Consider the following 21172-nt stretch of genomic DNA (forward strand, 5'->3'; position numbering starts at 1 on the left):
GATCGTCACTTTGGCCCCCCCGCCGCGCCAGGTAGCCGCCACGTGGACGGCTCGGCGACGATGAGCAAAGAAGAACTCCTCGGACGGCAGACTTCTCGACGATCGACAAGCACAGGGTCCCTCCAGCGAAGCGGAGGGACCCTGTGCGAGTCGATGAGGAGAGAAGGCCAGAGAACTCAGAGGTTTTTCTGGATCTCCGCCCACTGGCGCTCGACGTCGTCGAGGCCACCGCACATGAAGAAGGCCTGCTCACCGACATGGTCGTAGTCGCCGTCGGCGATCTTGGTGAAGGCCTCGATGGTGTCGGACAGCGGAACCGTGGAGCCCTCAATGCCGGTGAACTGCTTGGCGACGTAGGTGTTCTGGGACAAGAAGCGCTGGATGCGGCGAGCGCGGTTGACGAGGATCTTGTCCTCTTCGGAAAGCTCGTCGATGCCGAGGATCGCGATGATGTCCTGGAGTTCCTTGTTGCGCTGCAGGATCTGCTTGACCCGGACTGCGGTGTTGTAGTGCGCCTCGGTGATGTAGCGGCGGTCGAGGATTCGCGACGTCGAGGTCAGCGGGTCCACGGCCGGGTAAATACCGAGCGAGGCAATCTCACGGGAAAGCTCGGTCGTCGCGTCGAGGTGGGCGAAGGTCGTCGCCGGGGCCGGGTCGGTGTAGTCATCGGCCGGCACATAGATCGCCTGCATGGAGGTGATCGAGTGACCACGCGTGGAGGTGATGCGCTCCTGGAGCACACCCATCTCGTCGGCGAGGGTGGGCTGGTAACCCACGGCGGACGGCATACGGCCGAGCAGGGTGGAGACCTCGGAACCGGCCTGGGTGAAGCGGAAGATGTTGTCGATGAACAACAGCACGTCCTGCTTCTGGACGTCGCGGAAGTACTCCGCCATCGTCAGCGCCGACAGGGCGACGCGCAGACGCGTGCCCGGCGGCTCATCCATCTGGCCGAAGACCAAGGCGGTCTGGCCGAGAACGCCAGCCTCGTCCATTTCGACCATGAGGTCGTTGCCCTCACGGGTGCGCTCACCGACACCGGCGAAGACCGACACACCACCGTGGTCGCGCGCCACGCGGGCGATCATTTCCTGGATCAGAACGGTCTTGCCGACACCGGCACCACCGAACAGGCCGATCTTGCCACCCTGGACATAGGGCGTGAGCAGGTCGATGACCTTAATGCCGGTCTCGAACATCTGGGTCTTGGACTCCAGCTGGTCGAAGGAGGGCGCCTGGCGGTGGATGCCCCAGCGCTCCTGGACATCGAGGGTCTCGCCCGGCTGCAGGTTGAGGCAGACACCGGTGGTGTTGAAGACCTTGCCGAGCGTGACATCGCCGACGGGAACCGAGATGGGGCCGCCGGTGTCGTGCACGGCCGTGCCGCGGACCAGGCCGTCGGTCGGCTGCAGGGAGATGGCGCGGACCATGTTGTCGCCGATGTGCTGGGCGACCTCAAGGTTGAGGGCCTTGCGCTCACCGCCGAGTTCGACCTCGGTGGTGAGCAGGTTGTACTGGTCCGGCATCCCGTCGACGGGGAACTCCACGTCGACGACCGGGCCGATGATGCGGGAGATCCGGCCAACGGAACCCTGCTGGGTGCCCTGGGCCGACTCGGTGACAGTGGCAGTCATTTCTGGTTTCCTCACTTGCTCTCGGCCAGGGCGCTGGCACCGCCGACGATTTCGCTGATCTCTTGGGTGATCTCGGCCTGACGGGCCTGGTTGGCCAATCGGGTGTAGGTGTTGATGAGGTTCTCGGCATTGTCCGTCGCCGACTTCATAGCCCGCTGGCGCGCCGCGAGCTCGGAGGCCGCGGCCCCGAGCATGCAGGTCCAGATCCGAGCCGTGACATAGCGCGGCAGCATCGCCTTGAGGACTTCCTCGGCGCTCGGTTCGAACTCATAGAGCGGCAGGATGTCGTTGCTCGCGGGCGCATCCTCGGGCGCGTCGACAACCTCGATCGGCAGCAGGCGCAGCACCCGCGGCTCCTGGTTGACCATCGAGTTGAAGCGCGTGTAGACGATGTGGATTTCGTCGAGCCCGCCCTCAGCGGTCGGCTTCAGGAAGTCCTCGACGATCCGCTCAGAGATCTCGCGGGCCCGCTCGACCTGCGGCTTCTCGGTATTGCCCGTCCACTCGGCCGCGTACTCGCGCCCACGGAATTTGTAGTAGGACACGGCCTTGCGGCCCACGAGGTATGCCGCGACCTCCTTGCCCTCCGCGCGCAGCTCACCGATCAGCCGCTCGCTCTCCTTGATCGCGCCCGACGCATACGCGCCGGCCAAGCCGCGGTCGCTGGTGAGGATGAGCACGCCGGCCCGCTGCGGATTCTCGACCTCGGTGGTCATCGGGTGCGGGTGGTTGCTGTAGGTGGCCAGCGCCGAGAGCGCCTTGGTCAGCGCATGGGTGTACGGCGCCGATTCCATCACCGCGGCGCGCGCCTTGACCACGCGCGAGGCAGCCATCAGCTCCATCGCGCGCGTGATCTTCTTCGTCGCGCTCACCGAGCGGATGCGCTGCCGGTAAACCCGGATCTGCGCTCCCATACCTTCGCCTCTCTCCTAGAAAGTCAGTCGGTCGTCAGCTCAGCGCCGGCGAACGATCTGCTCCTGCTCGATCTCGCCTTCGAGGGCGCCCGGGTCGGCCTCGTGCCCGACCGGCACATTGTGCGCACCGGAGGCATCGAACTGCTTCTTGTATGCCGTGACCGCGTCGCTCAGCGAGGACTCGGTGTCGTCCTCGAACTTCGTGGTCTCGCGGATGGTGTCGAGGATGCCCTTGTGCTCGCGGCGCAGGTAGTCCAAGAACTCGCCCTCGAAGCGGGCGACATCCTCGACGGCGATGTCGTCGAGCTTGCCCGTCGTGCCGAGCCAGATCGAGACGACCTGCTCCTCGACCGGGTAGGGGCTGGACTGCTTCTGCTTGAGCAACTCGACCAGGCGACCACCACGGGCCAACTGCGCCCGCGAGGCCGGGTCGAGGTCGGAGGCGAACATCGCGAAGGCTTCCAGCGCACGGAACTGGGCCAGGTCGAGCTTGAGGCGACCGGATACCTGCTTCATGGCCTTGATCTGCGCGGCGCCACCGACGCGGGAAACCGAAACACCCACATCGATCGCCGGGCGAACGTTGGAGTTGAAGAGGTCGGCCTGGAGGTAGATCTGGCCGTCGGTGATCGAGATGACATTGGTCGGGATGTATGCGGAGACGTCACCGGCCTTGGTTTCGATGATCGGCAGACCAGTCATGGAGCCAGCGCCGAGGTCGTCCGAGAGCTTGGCGCAACGCTCGAGGAGCCGGCTGTGCAGATAGAACACGTCACCGGGGTATGCCTCGCGGCCCGGCGGGCGGCGCAGCAGCAGCGAAACGGCGCGGTAGGCCTCGGCCTGCTTCGACAGGTCGTCGAAAACGATGAGGACGTGCTTGCCTTGGTACATCCAGTGCTGGCCGATGGCCGAGCCGGTGTAGGGCGCGAGGTACTTAAAGCCCGCGGAGTCGGAGGCCGGGGCCGCGACGATCGTGGTGTATTCCAGCGCGCCGGCGTCCTCGAGGGTGCCGCGCACGGAGGCGATGGTCGAACCCTTCTGGCCGATGGCGACATAGATGCAGCGCACCTGCTTGGTCGGGTCGCCGCTCTCCCAGAACTCCTTCTGGTTGATGATCGTGTCGACCGCGACCGTGGTCTTGCCGGTCTGGCGGTCACCAATGATCAACTGGCGCTGGCCACGGCCGATGGGGGTCATGGCGTCGACGGCCTTCAGGCCCGTCTGCAGCGGCTCGTGCACCGACTTGCGCTGCACGACGGTGGGCGCCTGGAGCTCGAGGGCGCGGCGCTCCTCGGACTGGATCTCGCCGAGGCCGTCGATCGGCTGGCCCAGCGGGTTGACGACGCGACCGAGGTAGGCATCGCCGACCGGCACCGAGAGGACCTCGCCGGTGCGCTTGACGGTTTGGCCTTCTTCGATCTTGGAGAAGTCACCGAGGATGACGACACCGATCTCGTGGACGTCGAGGTTCAGCGCGAGGCCGAGGGTGCCGTCCTCGAACTGGAGCAGCTCGTTGGTCATGGCCGAGGGCAGGCCCTCGACGTGGGCGATACCGTCACCGGCGTCGATGACGCGGCCGACCTCCTCCCGAGAGGCCTGGCCGGGCTGGTAGGACTGGACGTAGGCGTCCAGCGCGTCCCGGATCTCCTCCGGACGGATCGAAAGCTCCGTCATCTGTTCTCTCCTTATGAGGTCCACGTCGCCGTGGTGGCGGGTGCGGTATGTCGTATGTCGCTGTGCTGGTCGCGAGGAGGTCCCCCTCGCGGGGGTGGGTCAGCTGCCGAAGTGGCGGCGGGCCCCTTCGAGTTTGGTGGCGATGGTGCCGTCGATGACCTCGTCGCCGATCTGGACTCGCATCCCGCCGACCACAGAGGGATCGACGATCGGCTGGACCTGGACCGGACGGCCATACATCCGCTCCAAGGCGGTGGCTAGGCGCTCGCGCTCGGCGTCGCCGAGGGCGGTCGCCGAGGTGACGACCGCGGTGACCTGGCCGCGGCGCTCGGCGATCTGCTGGAGGTAGCCCTCCAGAGTCGCGGCGAGGCGCTTATCGCTGCGCTTGCCGACGGCCTGCTGGGCCAGGCGCACCGTCTCCGGCGCGGCCTTGCCCGTCAGCAACCGGCCGACGATCTGCGATTTGCCGCCCGGATTGCCCTGACGGTTGGTCAGCGCATCGCGCAGCTCCGGATTGGCCGCGACGATCCGCTCGAAGCGGAAGAGCTCGTCCTCGACCTGTCCCAACCGACCGGCCCGATCCGCGCTCTCGGCCAGACCGGCGACACCGAAATTCTCGATCGTGTCGGTGAGGTCTCGCTCATCAGCCCAGCGCTGGCCGGCGAGGACCGCCAGCACATGCGTGGCCTGATCGGAGACCTTGCCGCCGAAGAGTCGGCGCGCCAGCGCATCCTTGGCCTCCCCCTCGCGCGAGGGATCGGTCAGGGCTCGGCGCAGGGTCGCATTGCCCTCGACCGTCGCGCCGGCCGCGAAGAGCTGCTCGGCGAGGTCAGCGGCATCCACCGAGCCGATAACCTCCGCGAGCGCGGCCAGTCCTGCCTTGGCGGCAGCGCGCGAGCTGCCGCGCATCAGGAGTCGACCTTCTGCGCCGTGAGGTTGCCGGACTCGAGCTCAGCCAGGAATCGATCGACGATGCCGGTCTGACGGGCCTGGTCGTGCAGAGACTCCCCGACGATCTTGCTGGCCAGATCGGTCGAAAGCCGGCCGACCTCACCACGCAACTGCGTGGCGGCCTGCGAGCGCTCCGCCTCGATCTGCCGGTGCGCCGCCTCGGTGATCCGGGTGGCTTCGGCCTGCGCCTGGCCCCGCATCTCGGCGACGATCGCGCTGCCCTGGACGCGAGCGTCCTCGCGGATCTGGGTGGCCTCGGTGCGGGCCTCCTTCAGCTGCGCCTCGTACTGCGCCTTGGCCGCCTCGGCGGCCGCCTGGGCCTCCTCGGCCTGGGCCATGCCGCCCTCGATGGCGGCCGCGCGGGCGGCATACGCCTTCTCGAGGTTGGGGACGACCTTCTTGGCGATGACGAAGTAGAGGATGCCGAAGGCGATGAGGCCGAAGATCAGCTCACCGTAGAGGGGCAGGATAGGCATCCGGCCCGCGACCGGGTCGCCTCCGGGGGTGCCTTCCGTCTCCGCGACGAGGCCCACCAGTGGTGCAAGACCTGTCAAGTGCACGGCGTTCTCCTAGTGCTTGGCTGCGGACGTTTCGAGTTGATGGCCGCTGACGATCAGCGGAAGACGAACGCGAGAACCAGACCGAAGATGGCCAGCGCTTCAGCAAGGGCGAAGCCGAGGATGGCGATGCCCTGGAGCATGCCGCGGGCCTCGGGCTGACGGGCGACGCCATTGATGAAGGCGGCGAAGATCAGGCCGATACCGATACCCGGGCCGATGGCGGAGAGGCCGTAGCCCAGGATCGCGATGTTGCCTTCCATGAAAGGTCCTCTTTCATTTGTGTTATCCGACCGGCACCTCGCCGGCGGAAGTTTGTGGGGTGGTTTTGCTATTCAGTTGTCGTGCGCGGCGATCCAGCGAACCGGGGCCGAAAGGTGGTGCAGCTCAGTGCTCTTCGGAAATGGCGTCCGAGATGTAGGTCGCCGCGAGCAGCGTGAAGATGTAGGCCTGGAGGAACTGGATCAGCGCCTCGAAGGCGGTGAAGATCAGCGCCATGGCGAAGGAGCCGATCGAGGTGATCTTCAACCCGATGCCGCCATGCAGGAGCATGTACTCGCCGCCCATCACGAAGAGCAGCAGCAGCATGTGGCCAGCGAACATATTGCCGAAGAGTCGCAAGGCGAGCGTGAGCGGGCGGATGAGGAAGAACTGGGCGTATTCCAGCGGGATCATCAGCACATAGATCGGCTTGGGCAGACCCTTGGGGATCATCCCCGTGAGGTAGTGCCCGACGCCCTTCTTGCGCATGCCGGCGATGTGGTAGACGACGTAGACGACCAGGGTCAGCGCGATCGGGAAGGCGATGCGGCTCATCGTCGGATACTGAATCGGCGGGATGATGCCGAAGAGGTTGTTGACGAGGATGACCACGAAGAGGCTGAACAGCAGCGGAACGAAGCGCAGGAACTCTTTGGACCCGATGATGTCGCGGGCGAGGCCGTTGCGGACGAAGTCATAAGCCTGCTCGACGAGCCACTGCCCCTTACCGGGGACGATCGCGGCCTTCTTGGTCAACGCGATCAGGGCCCAGCTGATGAGGATGACCGACAGGCCGAAGACCGCCATCGGGCGGGTGAAGGTCCAGTCGCCGGAGCCGAAGATCGGCCAGTAGAACTCCTCCGGGGTGGGGGCGTGGAAGCCCTCGCCTTCACCGGACGCCATCGGCGCCACCAGGGAAGTTCCCAGCAGGTGCAGACTCACATGGTCTCCTTGGACGGCGTTCAGATTTACGGCAATCCCCCATCGGCACAGCACTGACCGAACGGTCAAACCGGGCAACGTGCGGAATCAGCCCCTACCGTACCGGACCCACACCGCGTATAGCGAAACGGCCATGCCGATCAGGACACCTGGCAAGACGATCCAGCTCGTGCCGAGCCAGCGATCCAACAGATAGGCGGGGATGCCGAAGGTCAGCGGCCCCGCCAGGACATAGGACAGGGCATCCCACATCGGGGGGTTCTGATTGCCTGGGTGCCCGGAATCCTTGCGCTGCAAGGGCGTCAGCGGCTCCTCGTCGCTCCCGCTCATGGGGTATGACGACCGGCCGGCTCATCCTGCGCCGCGCCACCCGCGGCGGCCTCGTCGGAGACGGGCGCCTCGTCATACACCGGGCGCCGTGAGCGCAGGAAGCCGAGCACCTGGAAGACCTGCCACACCAGAGCGCAGGCGAGCGCGGTCAGCCCGAAGGCCCGCCCGTCCAGCCAGTCGGCGCCCTGGAGCAGCAGGATGACCACCAACAGGAAGATCAGCTGCCCGAAAAAGACCGCGAGCGCGGTGGCCATGAAGAGCATCGGCGCGACATTTGCCGCGAGGCGCAGCATGACGACCATGCCGAGGCCGAAGAAGGCGATCGTGACGGCATACCCCAGGGCGGCGCCGAGCGCGGCCTTGCCGCCGCCGGCGAAGAAGGCGATGGCGATGGCGACCGGCCCAACGAGCAACGTCGGCACGAAGGCCGAGCGCGTCATGGCGCGGAAGGGATCGGGGCGGGTCGCGGCTGCGGTCACCGGCCCATTATCGGTCCCGGCGCGTGTCCACCCGCGCGCCCTCAGTGGCCGGGGAAGACTTTCGGCCGGTGGCCATGCGCGGAGAACCGGGGCAGCCAGACGGTCAAGGCGGCGGTGACGGCCAGGGCCAGCAGCACGAGCGTGGCGGCCAGGCGCGGGTCGAGGAAGACGAAGGACACACAGCCCATCGAGGCGACGGCCGCCCACAGCCACAGCAGCAGCACGGCCCGCCGGTGCCCGTGGCCGATCTGCAGCATTCGGTGATGCAAGTGCTGCGCGTCCGGACTCCAGGGGTGGCGGCCCGCGCGGGTGCGGCGGATGATCGCCAGGGCGACATCGAGCAATGGCAGCAGGATGATCGCGGTCGGCACGAGCAGCGGCAACAGGGCCGCGCCGACGACCGTCCCGGACACCTGGTCCGGCGGCACCCCACCCGTGGTGGCGATCATCGCGGCCGCGAGGAGCAGGCCCAGCAGCAGCGCCCCGCTATCGCCCATGAACAGGCGGGCGGGATAGAAGTTGTGTGGCAGAAAGCCGAGGCAGCAGCCGAGCAGCGCGGCCGAGATAAAGGTCGCGGAGCTGAAGACATTGGGCGGGTCGTAGCTGCGTGAGATTGAGTAGCTGTAGGCAAAGAAGCTGGTCGCCGCGATCGCGACGACGCCGGAGGCGAGGCCATCGAGGCCGTCGATGAAGTTGACGGCATTGGTGGAGACGAGCACGGTGAAGATCGTCAATCCGGCGAGCACCGGGCCTGGCAGGACGGTGGTGACACCCAGCACGGGCAGGCTGTAGAGCTGCAGGCCGAAGAAGGCCATGACGCCGGCGGCGACAATCTGGCCAGCGAGTTTGGTCAATGGGTCGAGCTCGTAGACGTCATCGATCGCCCCGACGAGGCAGATCAGACCGGCCCCGAGCAGGACGCCCCACAACTGCGGGGTATCGAAAACCTGCCTCAGGTAGGGCAATTTCGACGCGGTCAACGTCGCCGCGACAAAACCGACGAGGATCGCCACTCCCCCAAGGCGCGGGATCGGCACGGCGTGCACATCCCGGTCCCGCACCTGGGTGAAGGCTCCCACCTTGACCGCGAGCCGGTAGATCGCGGGGACGGCGAGATAGGTCGTCGCCATCGCGACGAGAAGAACGAAGAGATATTCGCGCACCCGGGCGCCGCGTCAGCGGGGGTATGCCGGGAAGCGCGTCACGAGATCGGTCACCTCCGCGCGCACCTCCCGCGTCACGGCGTGGTCGGGGTCCGCATCGCCTTGGGTGATGGCCGTCGCGATCAGCCGGGCGATCGTGCGCATCTCCTCGGTCCCCATGCCCTGCGTGGTGACGCACGGGGTGCCGACGCGGATGCCGGAGGCGACCGACGGCGGGGCCGGGTCGAAGGGGATGGCGTTCTTGTTCAGAACAATCCCCGCCGCGTCGGCGCGCGCCTCGGCGTCCTTGCCCGTCACGCCGACACCCTGGAGGTCGTGCAGCGACAGGTGCGTGTCAGTGCCGCCCGTGGTCGGGCGGATGCCGTGTTCGGCGAGGCTGGTCGCGAGGACCGCGGCGTTCTCGACGACCTGCTGGGCGTAGGCGGCATACTCCGCGGTTGCGCACTCCTTGAAGTTGACCGCCTTGGCGGCGATCGTGTGCATCTGCGGGCCGCCCTGCATCATCGGGAAGACGGCCTTGTCGATCGCGGCCTGGTGCTGCCCGGTGCAGACGATCGCGCCGGAGCGCGGGCCGCGCAGCACCTTGTGCGTGGTGAAGGAGACGACATCGGCATATGGCACCGGGCTCGGGATGGCCTTGCCGGCCACCAGGCCGATGAAGTGCGCCGCGTCGACCCAGAAGATCGCGCCGACCTCATCGGCGAGCGCGCGGATGCGCTCGAAGTCGATCAGCCGGGGGATGGCGGAGCCACCGGCGCAGATGACCTTGGGCCGGTGCTCCCGCGCGAGCTCCTCCATCTGGGCGTAGTTGATGTCCTCGGTTTCCTGGTCAACGCCATAGTGAACGGCGTTGAACCACTTGCCGGAGAACGAGACCTTGGTGCCATGGGTCAGGTGGCCACCGTGCGGCAGGCTCATCGCGAGGATGGTCTCGCCCGGCTTCATGAACGCGCCATAGACCGCCTGGTTGGCGCTCGCACCGCTATGCGGCTGGACGTTGGCGTGGTCGGCGCCGAAAAGCTCCTTGCACCGCTCGATCGCGAGGTTCTCGGCCTTGTCGACCTCGGCGCATCCGCCGTAGTAGCGCCGGCCGGGGTAGCCCTCCGCATATTTGTTGGACAGCGTCGAGCCGAGGGCGGTGAGCACCCGCGGGCTGGAGAGGTTCTCGCTGGCAATCAGTTGCAGGCCGCCGCGGATCCGGTCCAACTCGGACAGTAGGACGCCCGCAATCTCGGGGTCGAAGGCTTCGAGTGCGTCATAGTCCGAGCCGTAGAACGTCATCGTCCGTCCATTTCGTCGCGAGGTGCGGGGTCGGTCCCACTCTATTGCTCGCCGGGGCGACCGTCGGATGCCTCCGGCTACTGCGGGGTATGCGGGCCGCTCGCGTCCTCGTCTTCGCCGGCCATGGGGACCAGCGCCGCGAGGTCGTCCTCGCTGATCGCGCCGTGGCGCAGGACGATCGGCGCCGGCCCGGTGCAGTCCAGGATCGTCGAAGGGGCTTGGGAGGTGCGTGGCCCGCCATCGACATACACCTCGACGGCGGAGCCGAGCTGGGTGGCGGCATCCAGGACGCTCGTGGCGGCCGGGCTTCCGTGCAGGTTCGCGCTGGTCACGGCCATCGGGCCGGTTTCCTTGAGGACGGCGAGCGCGATCTCGTCATCCGGCATCCGCACCGCGACGGTGCCCTGCGTCTCGCCGAGGTCCCAGGCCAGTGAGGGTTGCGCGCGCACGACGACGGTCAGCGCCCCCGGCCAGAAGCGCTCGACGAGGTCGCGGACATAGGGCTCGATGTCCGTGGCGATCCCGTCGAGGGTGCGCATTTCCCCGATGAGCACCGGCGGCGGCACATCGCGCCCGCGGCCCTTGGCAGCCAGCAGCCGGTGCACCGCATCGGCGTCGAAGGCATCGCAGCCGATCCCATAGACCGTGTCGGTGGGTATGACGACCAGTTGCCCACTCTGCACCGCGCTCGTGGCGGCGGTGATCGCCACCTCGCGGTTCTCGGCAGCGGTGGCGGACACAACGGGGCTCATGGGGTGGAAGTCTACGAGCGAGCGGCGCCCTTCATGGTTTCACCGAGACGATGCGGACCGGGCACGCGCAGGCCCGAGAGCGCCCGTATCGCCGAGGGCGTTCGAGGGTCGGACCGCTCCAAGACCGTGTCCTCGGGTCGGACGTCCAGCGAGAGAGCGCGAGCATGGCGGGCCAAGTCCTCCTGCATGGCCTTGTGGTGGGCGAGTTGGTGGTCCGGGGCCTCGGCATTGCCCGGGATGGTGGCCAGCACGGCATACTCCCCGGCGGCGGCCAGCAGGTCGTCGCACGGGAAGTCGGTCGGGTGCACGGCGCCTTGGTCATCGACGAAGACCGATTGCTTGTCGGCATTGCTCAGGCAGGCGCCAGTCGCGAGCAGGCCGATCAGGCGATCCGGGCCGCGGGCCTCGTGGGTGCCCTGGTCGCCGGAGGCCAAGTCGATGACCTTCAGCCGGCCGAGGCCGCGATCCCAGCACACCACCTCGCCCGCCCGCGCCTGGCAGCCCTGATTGCCATAACCGAGATTACGAACGAACGAGCCATCCCGCGTCGCGAGCGGGAGGCCACGGGCATTGCGGGTGGTCGTCACGACATACTCCGGCGAGGCCGCGACCGGAGTGAAGCCGACGAAGTCCTCATCGTCGTGGGTCCACAGTGGCCGCCCGTCCGCGAGGTTGAGCCCGGCCACGCCGATGCCGTAATAGGCCTGGTTGTCCCGGGGCGAGGCAATGGACGCGAGGGCGACGCCACTGGCTTGCGGTTGCCTGGGCGCGCGGATCAGGGGTGGTTCGGGCCGGCCGCGAGCCGCTTGGCGAGCAGGTCCGTAAGGTCCATCGACTCGCCATCGCGCTCGCCGACCCGCAGCGGCGCGGGCGTGGGCGGCAGGTCGATGCCACGGACGCGCGCGAGCAGCGACGGGGGCGCGGACAGGATGTAAAAGTTCGCGTCCGCGTCGACGCCGACGGAGCGATCGGGCAGCAGGTGCCAGCCCTGGATGCCCGTGCGATAGCGGCCATTGCCCTTGTATGGCCGGACGGTCAGTTCCGTGGTCGGCAGGTCGGTGGCCTGGGCTTGTCGAACGAAATCGGCGATCAGCCGCCGGCCCGCCACCGCCTGCGCCTGCTGCACCTCGGCGAGTTTGTCCGCGTGATACTGCGCGTTCTCCCGCGCCCTGGCGCTCCAGTCCTGCTCGCTCATCTCGCCAGTATGCCGCCCGCCCCGGACCCCTACCGCCTGAGCTACCGACTGGTATCGGCCCTGATCAGGGCCGATACCAGGCGGTAGGCCAGTGGTTAGGCGCGGCGCCGCGGCGGGTGCGTGCTCAGTCGGCCCGCCGGGCGGTCGTGGCGCGGGGGCGGCCGGCGAGGTCGAGGTGATCCGCAATCTCGTGCCACGACCCCGTGGCGGCGAGCGCGCGCGGCAGCGACTCCCCCTGCGCGTCGGCGTGTTCCATCACGAGCACGCCACCGGGCTTGAGCAGCAGCGCCCCCCTGGCGGCCACGGCCAGCGGAATCGCCAGTCCGTCGGCCGAGCCGCCATAGAGCGCGATCTGCGGATCGTGATCGGCGACCTCCGGATCGATCGGCACCTGCCCGAGCGGGATGTAGGGCGGATTGCTCACCACCACATCCGCCGCACCGAGGAGGTCACCGAAGGCCGTCGTGGCATCACCGAGCCGCAAGTCCAGCGCCAGCCCGAGCGCCGCAGCATTCCGGGCCGCCCAGGCGTGGGCGAACTCGGACTTCTCCACGGCATACACCTGGGCAGCGGGCAGCTCATCGGCGACGGCGAGCGCGATCGCCCCGGAGCCTGTGCACAGGTCGACCACCACCGGCTCGGTCGCCCCGCAGGCGCGCGCGGCATCGATCGCCAGCCCGGCCACCATCTCGGTCTCCGGCCGCGGGATGAAGACGCCCGGCCCCACGGCGAGGGTCAGGCCCCGGAAGTAGGCGCGCCCGGTCAGGTGCTGCAGGGGTATGCGGAGCGCCCGCTCCCCCACCAGCTCACCGAAGCGCTGGGCGGCCCCGGCGGCGAGCGGGTCGCGCAGCACCATCGCCCGCCGGATGGCCGCGGGCTCAACGCCGAGGGCGAAGGACGCCAACTCGAGCGCGTCCGCGTCCGGCGAGGCGACCCCGGCGGCGGCGAGGGTGGCGGCGGCAGTGCGCACCGCGTCATACAACGTGCTCATGCGCGGGGCGAGCTCAGCTCTCGCCGAGCGCGGCGAGCCGGGCCGCCTCGTCGGCGGCCATCAGCGACTCGACCGCGGGGTCGAGTTCGCCGCCGAGGAAGATGTCGAGGTTGTAGGCCTTGTAGCCGGTGCGGTGGTCGCTGATCCGGTTCTCGGGGAAGTTGTAGGTGCGGATCCGCTCAGAGCGGTCGACGGTGCGCACCTGCGACTTGCGGGCATCGCTCGCCGCCGCGGCCGCCTCGTCCATCGCGATCTGGTGCAGGCGGGCGCGCAGCACGCGCAGCGCGGATTCCTTGTTCTGCAGCTGCGATTTCTCGTTCTGGCAGGAGACGACGACGCCGGTGGGCAGGTGCGTGATCCGAACCGCGGAGTCGGTGGTGTTGACCGACTGGCCGCCGGGGCCGGAGCTGCGATAGACGTCGATGCGCAGGTCATTGGGATCGATGGAGATGTCGACTTCCTCGGCCTCCGGCATGACCCACACGCCGGCGGCGGAAGTATGGATGCGGCCCTGGCTCTCAGTCACCGGCACCCGCTGGACGCGATGCACCCCGCCCTCGAACTTCAACCGCGCCCACGGCGCCTCGCCCGGCCCAGGCGTGCCCTTGGCCTTGACCGCGACCTGGACATCCTTGTAGCCGCCAAGATCGGACTCGGTCGCATCGATGACCTCGGTGCGCCAGCCGCGCTTTTCGGCATAGCGCAGGTACATCCGCAGCAGGTCGCCCGCGAAGAGGGCCGATTCCTCGCCGCCCTCGCCGGCCTTGACTTCGAGGATGACATCGCGATCGTCATCGGGATCACGGGGTATGAGCAGTCGCCGCAGCTTCTCCTGCGCGCTCGCGTGCGACGCCTCCAGGGCGGGGATCTCCTCGGCGAAACTCGCGTCCTCGGCGGCGAGTTCGCGGACGGCGTCCAGGTCGTCCCCGGCGGTGCGCCAGGCTTGGTAGGCGTGCACGGTGGGGGTCAGGGCGGCATACCGGCGGCCCACCTCGCGGTAGCGGACCTGGTCCGCGACGACCTCCGGGTCGGCGAGTTGCGCCTCCAGATCGGCGTGCTCAAGTAGCAGCGATTCGGCGGATTCGAGCATGGACGGCTCCTGCGGTCGCGGGCGGGCGGGAATGCAAACGCGCCGGCCCACCACGAGGGTGGACCGGCGCGTCGGGAAAGCTAGTTGGCGGCCTTCTTGCCGTAGCGGGCCTCGAAGCGGGCCACGCGGCCACCGGTGTCGAGGATCTTCTGCTTGCCGGTGTAGAAGGGGTGGCAGTTGCTGCAGACGTCGGCGTGGATCGAGCCATTCTTGGCCGTGCTGCGGGTGGTGAACGTGTTGCCACAGGTGCAGGTGACCGTGGTCTCGACGTAGTCGGGGTGGATATCCTTCTTCAACGCTGCTCCTTAAGCAGTATGGCCGGGTCGACGAGCCCATCCATCGCGTGGATGCAGGCCCTGCGCCGTCGGGACGCGTGCCGTGAACCGGCCCAACCTCTCAAGTATGCCCGAGAGGGTTGCCCTTGCCCAAACGCCACTGGGGGCCCGGGCATTCCCCGGGAGCGATCGGCATACTGGGCCGCGTGAGCGAGGAGAAGGCGACCCGACGGCGCGGTCCGGCCCGGCCGCCGAACCCCAAGCAGTTGGCGGCCCGAGCGCTTCGGCGCGACAAGCCGGCCGAGCCGGAGGCCGAGGAGTCGGAGCCGACCGCTTCAGGGCCGACCATTCGGCGCGCGACGAGCAAGGATCTCGCCGCGGTGCTGGCGCTGCGTGCGCTGATGTTCACGGCCATGGGGACGGACGCGGAGAAGGTCGCCGATGGCGAGTGGCAGGCCAATGCGTTGCGCTGGCTGCAGGTCAGCCTGAACAGCCCGTCGATGTATATCGCCGTTGCCGATGTCAATGGCTCGACCGTGGCGTGCGCGATCGGCGAGGTGCTCGACCGCGGCCCGACGCCATCGAATCCGAGCGGGCGGTTCGGGATGTTGACCAATGTGGCGACCTTCCCGCAATACCGCATGACCGGCCTCGGCCAAGGCTGCGTCGACGCCGTGATGGCGTGGTTCCGCGACGAGACCGAGGTCGGTCAGGTCTCCCTCAACGCCACCCCGGAAGGCCTGCGCCGCTACCTTCCCCACGGCTTCGCCGAGGTCACCTTCCCCGAGATGCGCGCCACCCTCGACCGGGCGGTGCGCTGAGCTGTCGGTTCCCGCCCCATGCCAGAAACCCTTTGTTTGTGCCGGAAAGAAACTGACACAAACAAAGGGTTTCTGGCATCGGGCGGGAAACCTACATGGGCCCGGTCAGGCCTGGTCCTCGTCGTCGAGGCGGATGTTGCTGGTCTGCTGGACCTGGACCAGGAATTCGTAATTGCTCCGGGTCTTCTTGAGCCGGTCGAGGAGCAACTCGATGCTCTGCTGAGCGTCGAGGGCGGAGAGCACCCGGCGCAGCTTCCACATGATCTTCAACTCCTCCGGCGCGAGCAGAATCTCCTCGCGGCGGGTCCCCGACGGGTTGACGTCGACGGCGGGGAAGATCCGGCGGTCGGCGAGCTGACGCGAGAGGCGCAACTCCATATTGCCGGTGCCCTTGAACTCCTCGAAGATGACCTCGTCCATCTTGGAGCCGGTCTCGACGAGCGCGGTGGCGAGGATGGTGAGCGAGCCGCCATTCTCGATATTGCGCGCGGCGCCGAAGAAGCGCTTGGGCGGGTAGAGCGCCGAGGAGTCGACGCCACCGGACATGATGCGGCCGCTGGCCGGCGCCGCCTGGTTGTATGCCCGACCCAGCCGGGTGATCGAGTCGAGCAGGACCACGACATCGTGACCGAGCTCAACGAGGCGCTTCGCGCGCTCGATCGCGAGTTCGGCGACCGTCGTATGGTCGTCCGCGGGCCGGTCGAAGGTGGAGGCAATGACCTCACCCTTGACCGTGCGCTGCATATCGGTGACCTCTTCGGGCCGCTCGTCGACGAGCACGACCATCAGGTGCGCCTCGGGATTGTTGGTCGTGATCGCATTGGCGATCGCCTGCAGCACAAGCGTCTTGCCGGCCTTCGGCGGGCTGACGATCAGGCCACGCTGGCCCTTGCCAATCGGGGCGACGAGGTCGATGATCCGGTTGGTCAGCAGGTTCGGCTCGGTCTCCAGGCGCAGGCGCTCCTGCGGGTAGAGCGGGGTGAGCTTGCCGAACTCCGGGCGCAAGCGGGCCTGCTCCGGCGTCATCCCGTTGACGGTGTCGAGGCGCACCAGCGGGTTGTACTTCTGACGCTGGTTGCGTCCGGTCTGAACGGTCTGGCCGCCCTCCTCGCCATCGCGCGGCGTCTTGACGGCGCCGGTGACCGCATCGCCCTTGCGCAAGCCGTGGCGCTTGACCATGCCGAGCGGGACGTAGACGTCATTCGGGCCGGGAAGGTAGCCGGAGGTCCGGACAAAGGCGTAGTTGTCGAGGATGTCGAGGATGCCCGCGCACGGCGTCAGGACATCGTCCTCGGCAACCTGCGGCTCGTTCTCAAAGTCGGCGCCACCCTGTTGGACATTGCGGCGCTTGTCGCGGGTGCGCCCCCGGTTGCGACCCCGGCGGCGACCGCCGAATTCGTCGTCATCGGCGTAGCGGTTCTGGCCCTGCTGGCCGCCTTGGCGATCGTTCTGCTGACCCTGGCCGCTCTGGCGGTCGTTCTGCTGACGCTCGTTCTGCTGACGACCACCCTGGTTGTCCCGACCCTGGCCGTCGCGGTTCTGGCCGTCACGGTTGGTGTCGCGGTTGCCGTCGCGGTCCCGGCCCTGGCCGTCGCGGTTGGTGTCGCGGTCGCGGCCCTGCTGGTCGCGGCTCTCGCGGTTCTGCCCGTCGCGCCCCTGCTGTTCGCGGGGGTCGCGCTCGCCGTCTTGGCCGTCCCGCGCCTGGTTGTCGCGCGACTGGCCGTCGCGGTTGTCGCGGTTCTGACCATCGCGGCCCCGGCGGCGCTCGCGGCGCTCGCCCTCGGGGCGCTCGACCTGACCCGCATCGCCGGATCGCTCCTGCGCCTCACGGGCCGGACGCTCCGTGCGCTCCGCCGGAGCCTGCTCGACCGGTGCGCTCGCCGCGCCGTCGCGGTCACTGGTGCTGTCGGGGGAACCGGCCGGACGACGCGCGCCGCGGGTCGGCGCAGACGCGGTCGAGGCAGACGCGGTCGAACCGACCGTGGTGCCGGACTGCTTGGCCCGGATCACGTCGATGAGATCGCCCTTGCGCATCTTGCCGGTGCCGGAGATTCCCATGCTGCTGGCCAGCCCCTGCAATTCGGCAAGGCGCATGGCGGTGAGTGCGCCCGAACGGCGCGGCTTCTCGCCCGCTGCAGCGGCGGGTTCGAGAGTGGTGGTGTCGGTCACGAAGGACCCTTTCCTCGCTGCGGCTCTCCCAGGCATGGGGTCTAGAGCCTTGGATGTTGTTGCAGCCCAACCAGATTGGTGGGGCCACGGAGGAACTCTCCGCCGCGTCAGTCCACTCGTGTTTCCCCATGGAGAGGACGGGCCCGAATGTCGGAGAGGATTTGCGAATCGCGATGGTGCGGCATGCGTGCCGGCGATCCTCGCGCTTGCGGCCCAACTGTATCACCGCAAGTCACCCGTGCAACGACGCGCTCAACCGGCGTATTCCGCGCCGCTCGGCAACCCCTCAGTCGACGAGCCGGATGCCGGTCTGCGCGAACCCCGGATCGAGAACCTGCCAGCCCGCCGGGGCGTCTGCCGCCGCGCGCTCCCCCTGCTCCCCCACCGCAAGCGCGAGGACCGACGGCCCGGCACCCGAGATCGTCGCGGCGATCCCCGCACCCCGCAACGCATCGACGAGGGCCATCGACGCGGCATACGACGGGCGCCGCGGCTCCTGGTGCAGATAGTCGCGGGTGCCGGCGCGCAAGTAGGAAGGGTCGCGGGTCAGTGCGTGCACGAGCACGCCGACGCGCGCCGAGTTGGCGGCGGCGTCCCCGAGCCGGACGTATGCCGGGAGCACCGACCGCGCCGTCGCCGTGCTGAGTTGGACCTGCGGCAGGAAGACCAGCGGACGGATGTCCGGGTGCGGCGAGAGCGCCAGGGTCGTCGTATGCGGCAGGCTCACCTCCTCGTTCGGATCCGAGCGATCGTCGAGCCAGCTGAGTGTTGCCCCGCCCCACACGCTGGCCGAGGAATTGTCCGGGTGCCCTTCGAGCTGGGCGGCCAGGTCGTTGACGAAGTGCGGCTCAATGTCCGCGCTCCCGCTGATGGCCAGTCGCCATAAGGCATTGGCGGCCCCGATCCCGGTCACGATGGCCGTCGCCGAAGAGCCGAGACCCCGCCCGTGCGGCACGGCATTGCGGCACTCGACCCGCATCCCGACCGGCGGTGCGACGTCGAGGAGATCCCACGCCCGCAGCATCGAGCGGACGACGAGATGGCTTTCATCGAGCGGCACGCCGTCGGCCCCCTCGCCGGCCACGACCACTTCGACGCCGGGTGCATCCGTGATGGTGACCGTGCAGCGATCGCGAATGTCCAGGGCAATGCCGACGGAGTCGAAGCCCGGGCCGAGGTTGGCGCTACTGGCCGGAACCTCAACGCACACCTGCTGCCCGACGCGCCAGGGGGCATCCGGCATACCGCGGGACATGCTCAGCCGTCGAGCCCGAGCGCGACCGCGGCACTGACCACATCGACCGAAATACGCTGTGGTGCAACGGGCTTGCCGTCCAGGCCCTTGAGAGCCCAGTCGGGATCCTTCAGTCCGTGACCGGTGACGGTGCAGACAATCGTCGCGCCTTCGGGCACGCCGCCGGCCGCGTGAACCTGCAGCAAGCCAGCCACACTGGCCGCCGACGCCGGCTCGACGAAGATGCCCTCGGTCGCGCTGAGCAGGCGGTGCGCGGCCAGGATCTGCTCATCGGTGACCGACTCGATGCGGCCGCCAGAAGCATCGCGCGCCTCGATCGCTTGCGGCCAGGACGCGGGATTGCCGATCCGAATGGCGGTGGCGATCGTCTCGGGTTCGTCAACCGGATGGCCCAGCACGATTGGGGCCGAGCCGGCTGCTTGGAAGCCCCACATCTGCGGGAGCTGCGTCGCGGGACCATCCGGCACACCCGAAAGGCCATGTCCCGCAACATATTCGCGGTAGCCCTTCCAGTAGGCCGTGATATTCCCGGCGTTGCCGACGGGCAGGCAATGGATGTCCGGCGCATCCCCGAGCGCATCGACGATCTCGAAGGAAGCCGTCTTTTGGCCCTCGATGCGCGCCGGATTGACCGAGTTGACGAGCTCTACCGGATAGGCGTCCGCGAGCTTGCGCGCCACATTCAAACAGTCGTCGAAATTGCCCTCGACCTGCAGCAGCGTCGCGCCGTGCGCAATCGCCTGGCTCAGTTTGCCCATCGCGATCTTGCCGTCCGGGACCAGCACGGCACAGGTCATCCCGGCCTTGGTGGCGTATGCCGCCGCGCTCGCGCTGGTGTTGCCGGTGCTCGCACAGATGACCGCCTTGGCGCCATTCTTGGCCGCCATCGAGATGGCCGTCGTCATGCCGCGGTCCTTGAAAGAACCCGTCGGATTGAGGCCCTCATATTTCACAAAGACCTGCGCCCCAACGCGATCCGAGAGCTTCTCCGCAGGAATCAGCGGCGTCCCACCCTCCTGGAGGGTGATCACCGGCGCACCCGCGAGGGTGGGCAAGCGGTCGGCATACTCGCGCATCACGCCACGCCACAAGTGGGCCATGGGGATCACGCTCCTTCCACGCGCATGACCGAGACGACCTCGGCGACGCAATCGGTCTCGGACAAAGCATCGACAGTCGCCGCCAGGGCGGCCTCGGTCGCGGTGTGGGTGACAATGACGAGATTGGCGCGCTTGGCGCCGGTGCCGGCATTGGTGCGGATGTGCTGGCGCACCGTCTCAATGGAGACATCGGTGTCGGCGAAGGCCTGCGCCACCTGAGCGAGGACGCCCGGCCGGTCCTCGACATCGAGGCTGAGGTGATAGCGGGTCAGCGACTGGCCGACATCGAGGATGGGCAAGTCCGCGTATGCCGATTCGCCGGGCCCCCGACCGCCCGCGACCTGGTGGCGGGCAATGGCCACGAGGTCACCGAGGACGGCAGAGGCGGTCGGGTCACCGCCCGCACCGCGGCCGTAGAACATCAACTGACCTGCGGCGCGGGCCTCGACGAAGACGGCGTTGTAGGCATCTCGGACGGAGGCGAGCGGATGGGTCCGCGGGATCATCGCCGGGTGGACGCGGACGCTGACGCCCTCGATCCCGTCGGCGCCGGTCGTCCGCTCGCAGATGGCGAGCAATTTGACGACGCAGTCCATGGCTTTGGCCGCTGCGATATCGGCGGCAGTGACGTCCGAGATGCCCTCGCGGAAGACGTCGGCTCCCGTGACCCGAGTGTGGAAGGCGAGGGACGCGAGGAGGGCGGCCTTGGCGGCGGCATCGAAGCCCTCCACATCAGCGGTGGGGTCCGCCTCGGCATACCCCAGCGCCTGGGCCTGGGCGACCGTCTCCTCGAAGCCGGCGCCCGTGGTGTCCATCTTGTCGAGCACGAAATTTGTTGTGCCATTGACGATTCCGAGCACCTTGCGCACGTCGTCCCCGGCGAGGGACTCGCGCATCGGACGCAGGATCGGAATCGCGCCGGCGACTGCGGCCTCGAAGTAGAGGTCCACACCGGCCGCATCGGCCGCGGCATACAGCGTCGGCCCATCCTCGGCGAGGAGCGCCTTGTTGGCGGTCACGACCGAGGCGCCATGCTTCATCGCGGACAGCAGGAGGCTGCGCGCGGGTTCGATGCCGCCGATCACTTCGACGACGATGTCGGCACGAGTGACCAGTTCGGCGGCGTCCGTCGTGAAGAGGTCGGCCGGAACCGGCAGGTCGGTGCGGTCCTTGGCGAGCCGGCGCACGGCGATGCCGACGAGTTCGACGGGTGCCCCGATCCGTGAGCGAAGGTCGTCGGCACTCTCGATCAGCATCCGCGCGACAGCGGAGCCGACGACGCCGCAGCCGAGAAGGGCGACGCGAATGCGCTTCTCGCCGTTGGTCTTTGACATATGG

The 21172-nt window shown here is 68.3% G+C and carries 22 protein-coding genes; 1 reads left to right on the forward strand and 21 read right to left on the reverse strand.

Annotation, left to right across the window (positions count from 1 at the left end):
• Window positions 1-176: 176 nt before the first annotated feature.
• The 17 genes from atpD to rpmE form a co-directional block, all read right to left on the reverse strand.
• A complete protein-coding gene (gene atpD / locus ABD225_RS13970; RefSeq protein WP_344086592.1) occupies window positions 177-1634 on the reverse strand; it encodes a F0F1 ATP synthase subunit beta in 1458 nt (485 codons plus the stop codon).
• Window positions 1635-1645: 11 nt separating this feature from the next.
• Window positions 1646-2548 carry a F0F1 ATP synthase subunit gamma gene (locus ABD225_RS13975; RefSeq protein ID WP_344086595.1) on the reverse strand — a complete coding sequence of 301 codons (903 nt, stop codon included), beginning with the start codon at window positions 2546-2548 and terminating at the stop codon, window positions 1646-1648.
• Window positions 2549-2587: 39 nt separating this feature from the next.
• Window positions 2588-4222, reverse strand: coding sequence for a F0F1 ATP synthase subunit alpha (gene atpA / locus ABD225_RS13980; RefSeq protein ID WP_344086598.1), 1635 nt, complete (start codon window positions 4220-4222; stop codon window positions 2588-2590).
• Between the two features lie 99 nt (window positions 4223-4321).
• Window positions 4322-5131, reverse strand: coding sequence for a F0F1 ATP synthase subunit delta (locus ABD225_RS13985; protein ID WP_344086601.1), 810 nt, complete (start codon window positions 5129-5131; stop codon window positions 4322-4324).
• Window positions 5131-5733: a F0F1 ATP synthase subunit B gene (locus ABD225_RS13990; protein WP_425564440.1), complete on the reverse strand. Its 603-nt coding sequence runs from the start codon at window positions 5731-5733 to the stop codon at window positions 5131-5133. Before ABD225_RS13990 ends, ABD225_RS13985 begins: the two co-directional genes overlap by 1 nt.
• A gap of 53 nt (window positions 5734-5786) precedes the next feature.
• The gene (gene atpE, locus ABD225_RS13995; protein ID WP_344086604.1) at window positions 5787-5993 is read right to left on the reverse strand and encodes an ATP synthase F0 subunit C; all 207 of its coding nucleotides are present in this window, start codon (window positions 5991-5993) and stop codon (window positions 5787-5789) included.
• 124 nt (window positions 5994-6117) lie between these two features.
• Complete coding sequence (atpB, locus tag ABD225_RS14000; RefSeq protein WP_344086607.1) at window positions 6118-6933, reverse strand: F0F1 ATP synthase subunit A; 816 nt, start codon at window positions 6931-6933, stop codon at window positions 6118-6120.
• An 87-nt stretch (window positions 6934-7020) separates the two neighbouring features.
• The gene (locus tag ABD225_RS14005; protein ID WP_344086610.1) at window positions 7021-7263 is read right to left on the reverse strand and encodes an AtpZ/AtpI family protein; all 243 of its coding nucleotides are present in this window, start codon (window positions 7261-7263) and stop codon (window positions 7021-7023) included.
• On the reverse strand, window positions 7260-7742 hold the full coding sequence (locus tag ABD225_RS14010; RefSeq protein ID WP_344086613.1) for a Cg1360 family ATP-synthase-associated protein: 483 nt from the start codon (window positions 7740-7742) through the stop codon (window positions 7260-7262). The genes ABD225_RS14005 and ABD225_RS14010 overlap by 4 nt, the downstream gene beginning before the upstream one ends.
• Before the next feature lie 41 nt (window positions 7743-7783).
• Complete coding sequence (locus ABD225_RS14015; RefSeq protein WP_344086615.1) at window positions 7784-8905, reverse strand: MraY family glycosyltransferase; 1122 nt, start codon at window positions 8903-8905, stop codon at window positions 7784-7786.
• 12 nt (window positions 8906-8917) lie between these two features.
• Window positions 8918-10186, reverse strand: a complete 1269-nt coding sequence (locus ABD225_RS14020) for a serine hydroxymethyltransferase (protein WP_344086617.1) — start codon at window positions 10184-10186, stop codon at window positions 8918-8920.
• A gap of 77 nt (window positions 10187-10263) precedes the next feature.
• A complete protein-coding gene (locus ABD225_RS14025; RefSeq protein WP_344086619.1) occupies window positions 10264-10938 on the reverse strand; it encodes an L-threonylcarbamoyladenylate synthase in 675 nt (224 codons plus the stop codon).
• A gap of 11 nt (window positions 10939-10949) precedes the next feature.
• On the reverse strand, window positions 10950-11624 hold the full coding sequence (locus ABD225_RS14030; RefSeq protein WP_344086622.1) for a hypothetical protein: 675 nt from the start codon (window positions 11622-11624) through the stop codon (window positions 10950-10952).
• A gap of 89 nt (window positions 11625-11713) precedes the next feature.
• Window positions 11714-12133 (reverse strand): hypothetical protein, encoded by a 420-nt coding sequence (locus tag ABD225_RS14035; RefSeq protein ID WP_344086625.1) that lies wholly within the window; start codon window positions 12131-12133, stop codon window positions 11714-11716.
• 124 nt (window positions 12134-12257) lie between these two features.
• The gene (gene prmC, locus ABD225_RS14040) at window positions 12258-13124 is read right to left on the reverse strand and encodes a peptide chain release factor N(5)-glutamine methyltransferase (RefSeq protein ID WP_344086628.1); all 867 of its coding nucleotides are present in this window, start codon (window positions 13122-13124) and stop codon (window positions 12258-12260) included.
• 13 nt (window positions 13125-13137) lie between these two features.
• Window positions 13138-14214, reverse strand: a complete 1077-nt coding sequence (gene prfA, locus ABD225_RS14045) for a peptide chain release factor 1 (protein ID WP_344086631.1) — start codon at window positions 14212-14214, stop codon at window positions 13138-13140.
• Window positions 14215-14294: 80 nt separating this feature from the next.
• Complete coding sequence (gene rpmE / locus ABD225_RS14050) at window positions 14295-14510, reverse strand: 50S ribosomal protein L31 (RefSeq protein WP_344086634.1); 216 nt, start codon at window positions 14508-14510, stop codon at window positions 14295-14297.
• 185 nt (window positions 14511-14695) lie between these two features.
• Here rpmE and ABD225_RS14055 point away from each other — a divergent pair, with 185 nt between their 5' ends.
• Entirely contained in the window at window positions 14696-15310 is a 615-nt protein-coding gene (locus tag ABD225_RS14055) for a GNAT family N-acetyltransferase (RefSeq protein ID WP_344086637.1), read from the forward strand.
• A gap of 105 nt (window positions 15311-15415) precedes the next feature.
• Here the strand turns inward: ABD225_RS14055 and rho are convergent, their stop codons facing one another.
• The 4 genes from rho to ABD225_RS14075 form a co-directional block, all read right to left on the reverse strand.
• On the reverse strand, window positions 15416-17479 hold the full coding sequence (gene rho / locus ABD225_RS14060) for a transcription termination factor Rho (RefSeq protein ID WP_425564442.1): 2064 nt from the start codon (window positions 17477-17479) through the stop codon (window positions 15416-15418).
• A gap of 286 nt (window positions 17480-17765) precedes the next feature.
• A complete protein-coding gene (thrB, locus tag ABD225_RS14065; RefSeq protein ID WP_344086640.1) occupies window positions 17766-18722 on the reverse strand; it encodes a homoserine kinase in 957 nt (318 codons plus the stop codon).
• Between the two features lie 14 nt (window positions 18723-18736).
• The gene (gene thrC / locus ABD225_RS14070) at window positions 18737-19834 is read right to left on the reverse strand and encodes a threonine synthase (protein WP_344086643.1); all 1098 of its coding nucleotides are present in this window, start codon (window positions 19832-19834) and stop codon (window positions 18737-18739) included.
• Between the two features lie 5 nt (window positions 19835-19839).
• Entirely contained in the window at window positions 19840-21168 is a 1329-nt protein-coding gene (locus tag ABD225_RS14075; RefSeq protein ID WP_344086646.1) for a homoserine dehydrogenase, read from the reverse strand.
• Window positions 21169-21172 lie beyond the last annotated feature (4 nt).

The sequence above is a fragment of the Nostocoides veronense genome, from assembly GCF_039531185.1.
Classification (GTDB): domain Bacteria; phylum Actinomycetota; class Actinomycetes; order Actinomycetales; family Dermatophilaceae; genus Nostocoides_A; species Nostocoides_A veronense.

Bases quoted from the DNA above. Each gene is read 5' to 3' on its own strand.
- prfA (WP_344086631.1), bottom strand. From the start codon at position 14,214: ATGCTCGAATCCGCCGAATCGCTGCTACTTGAGCACGCCGATCTGGAG.
- thrC (WP_344086643.1), bottom strand. From the start codon at position 19,834: ATGGCCCACTTGTGGCGTGGCGTGATGCGCGAGTATGCCGACCGCTTG.
- ABD225_RS14075 (WP_344086646.1), bottom strand. From the start codon at position 21,168: ATGTCAAAGACCAACGGCGAGAAGCGCATTCGCGTCGCCCTTCTCGGC.
- ABD225_RS13985 (WP_344086601.1), bottom strand. From the start codon at position 5,131: ATGCGCGGCAGCTCGCGCGCTGCCGCCAAGGCAGGACTGGCCGCGCTC.
- ABD225_RS14005 (WP_344086610.1), bottom strand. From the start codon at position 7,263: ATGAGCGGGAGCGACGAGGAGCCGCTGACGCCCTTGCAGCGCAAGGAT.
- atpA (WP_344086598.1), bottom strand. From the start codon at position 4,222: ATGACGGAGCTTTCGATCCGTCCGGAGGAGATCCGGGACGCGCTGGAC.
- prmC (WP_344086628.1), bottom strand. From the start codon at position 13,124: ATGAGCACGTTGTATGACGCGGTGCGCACTGCCGCCGCCACCCTCGCC.
- atpD (WP_344086592.1), bottom strand. From the start codon at position 1,634: ATGACTGCCACTGTCACCGAGTCGGCCCAGGGCACCCAGCAGGGTTCC.
- ABD225_RS14035 (WP_344086625.1), bottom strand. From the start codon at position 12,133: ATGAGCGAGCAGGACTGGAGCGCCAGGGCGCGGGAGAACGCGCAGTAT.
- ABD225_RS14025 (WP_344086619.1), bottom strand. From the start codon at position 10,938: ATGAGCCCCGTTGTGTCCGCCACCGCTGCCGAGAACCGCGAGGTGGCG.
- atpE (WP_344086604.1), bottom strand. From the start codon at position 5,993: ATGGAAGGCAACATCGCGATCCTGGGCTACGGCCTCTCCGCCATCGGC.
- ABD225_RS13975 (WP_344086595.1), bottom strand. From the start codon at position 2,548: ATGGGAGCGCAGATCCGGGTTTACCGGCAGCGCATCCGCTCGGTGAGC.
- ABD225_RS14020 (WP_344086617.1), bottom strand. From the start codon at position 10,186: ATGACGTTCTACGGCTCGGACTATGACGCACTCGAAGCCTTCGACCCC.
- thrB (WP_344086640.1), bottom strand. From the start codon at position 18,722: ATGCCGGATGCCCCCTGGCGCGTCGGGCAGCAGGTGTGCGTTGAGGTT.